Below are 2,409 nucleotides of genomic sequence, written 5' to 3' on the forward strand. Positions count from 1 at the left end.
CATCTATGATATACAATATTTTAAGTCTCCAAAAAAAGCTTCTTCAACTACAGATAGTAACTACCATTGCTAGAGTCTTATCAATCTATTGTGGTTTTTACTTTTTTGACTCATATATTGCATCAGTAGTACTATTTACGATAGTAAGTGTTATCCACAATCTCATATTTATGGGATATATATATTATAAAATCAGAGGTCAATAGTGAAGTTAAGTTTTTTTGGTGATACAGTTTTAGACAAAGCATACAAGATAGATTTTGAGATAGACAAATTTGTATTCAATCTCGAAAGCCCACTCTCATGTGAGGGAACTCCTGCTCTACATAAGGTAAATATATGTCAAGATAGCTCATATATAGCAGAGACATTCAAATCCATACCTCTTGCTGTATCTCTAGCCAATAATCATATAATGGATTTTGGAGAGGAGGCATTTGCCAAAACCAAAGCCTCTTTGGAGATACAATCTATCCCTTTTTTTGGTGCAGGTCTAAAAGGAGAGAACTTCAATAATCCATCCATTATAAAGTTTGCAGGTAAAAAGATTGGTCTATTTGGCTACAGTTGTGCCTCAACACATCCTGTTTTTGGTGATGATAATAGCAATGGAAGTGCTATATTGGCACTGGAAAGTATGATTTTGGATATAGAGTTATTGAAACTGGAAGTGGACTTCATAGTTGTACAACCACACTGGGGAGTTCAAGAGATTCCTTTTCCAAGATTCTCTGATAGAGAGATAGCCCATAGTTTGATAGATGCAGGTGCAGATATTATTATCGGTCACCATGCACATGTGATACAGAGCCATGAGATATATAAGGATAAACATATATTCTATGGTTTAGGTAATTTTATATTTTCAGATTTGGATATACCTACACGACATGATGGAGAGAAGTTCACAGCAAGACGAATCAAAAAACAGGAGATAGAGCATCGCAGGTCTATGGTTGTGACACTTGATAAGAATTTTGAAGTAGATTTTTTTACGGTTGTTCTGGAAGATGGAGTTGTGAGTAGAAGTGATTTTACTATCCCAAAGTGGCTTCCTAATTCAAGAGAAAATTTTCAGAAAAAACTCTCTTTTCATAATAAAAAAGCTATGTTTAGGCGATTTATTCGTAATCCAAAGCTTCCTAATATGGGTCATTTAAAAAGTTTGATAAATAAATAAGGTAAAAAATGAGTAAGTTTAAGTGTCCACTAAGAAGATATATTTCTGCAAATCGTTAACAAAACGGCAATGCTTCATAAAGTTGTCTTGACTTTTGGGGTAGCATAATCAATCTTCAAAATAAGTATGAGTTAGAAATGGCAAGAGATAAATTGTCTAAAGGTATTGATAAAGAGGTAAAGCTTTATCCTGCTTTACTTGATGGTATTTATATTCAACAGTTAAATTACTAGAGAGGATTAATTTTGCTATTGAGGTGGATGAGTAGAGATAAGTGTAAATCAAGATAATATAGTATATACTTTAAATATAAACTACAAAGGATAAGCATGACAGTAACAGTAACAGCAACAGATTTAAGATTTAATATCTCTATGCTTTTTGATATGTTAAGTAAAGGCGAAGATATTTTGATAACTTATCGAGGAAAAGCAAAAGCTAAATTGGTCTCTTATGTTGAACCTTCAAATCTTTGTCACCCATGAAGTTTCCTTTTTTGAGGTTTAGTATTTTAGCATAAAAGAACATAAAATGTTAAATATTTTCAGAGGCTAAGTAAAAAGTTTGCTTTCATCATCAGACCCTAAAATTCCTAAAATTTTAAAATTTCGTAACTCTCTGTTACGCAATGAAAAGAATTTTAATTGGTTGACAATATTGTAAATTTCTTTGCCACAGACAATGGAGGAAGCATTCCATCAGCCCCACCATACTCTCCTGAGAAAATATGAACGATATGAGAACTATCCTCTCCTGATCTGTTTCGAGCTTTACATATAATGTTCCCCGAATTCTCTTCTACTCCTGCATCGCAATACTTTTTATAAATAGTTTCACTCTTAGCATAAAACAGTGACTCCATACTATCACCCACTTTGCCAATTACCAAACGAGCATTGGCTTCGGTCATTGACTTATAGAGACCCGTAGCTGTGACATTCAGCCCCATTCCACAACCACCCTTTTGGGTAAGTGTTACCTCTTTATCAGAAAATTTAAACGCCAATTCACACTCTGGTTCTTTGCTACTAAAGAGAGCCGTGTTACCTTTTAGTACAAGCTCACCCTCTGCTTCACCTGTGTGTGCATTATCGTTAACAACGAGTAGTTCAAAAAAGAGCATTCCCTCCGAATAGCCAATCTCCAAATCACCATTTTTAGAAGCATATTTACCTGTAATACGCTTAATAGACGCATGTGCAATATCAGCCAACTCCTCTATACGCCTA

General features: G+C 34.2%; 4 protein-coding genes. 3 read left to right on the forward strand and 1 reads right to left on the reverse strand.

Annotation, left to right across the window (positions count from 1 at the left end):
* From GSY74_RS10785 to GSY74_RS03125, 3 genes are all read left to right on the forward strand, one after another.
* Positions 1-206, forward strand: a 206-nt coding sequence (locus GSY74_RS10785; RefSeq protein ID WP_223157447.1) for a hypothetical protein, incomplete at its 5' end; no start/stop codon positions are given.
* Positions 206-1,180 carry a CapA family protein gene (locus GSY74_RS03120; RefSeq protein WP_164663654.1) on the forward strand — a complete coding sequence of 325 codons (975 nt, stop codon included), beginning with the start codon at positions 206-208 and terminating at the stop codon, positions 1,178-1,180. The genes GSY74_RS10785 and GSY74_RS03120, both read left to right, overlap by 1 nt.
* A gap of 329 nt (positions 1,181-1,509) precedes the next feature.
* Entirely contained in the window at positions 1,510-1,665 is a 156-nt protein-coding gene (locus tag GSY74_RS03125) for a type II toxin-antitoxin system Phd/YefM family antitoxin (protein WP_164663655.1), read from the forward strand.
* A 155-nt stretch (positions 1,666-1,820) separates the two neighbouring features.
* Here the strand turns inward: GSY74_RS03125 and GSY74_RS03130 are convergent.
* Positions 1,821-2,409: DUF1131 family protein (locus GSY74_RS03130; RefSeq protein WP_164663656.1), on the reverse strand; the 589-nt coding region annotated here is incomplete at its 5' end.

The sequence above is a fragment of the Sulfurovum sp. bin170 genome, from assembly GCF_010892395.1.
Classification (GTDB): domain Bacteria; phylum Campylobacterota; class Campylobacteria; order Campylobacterales; family Sulfurovaceae; genus UBA1140.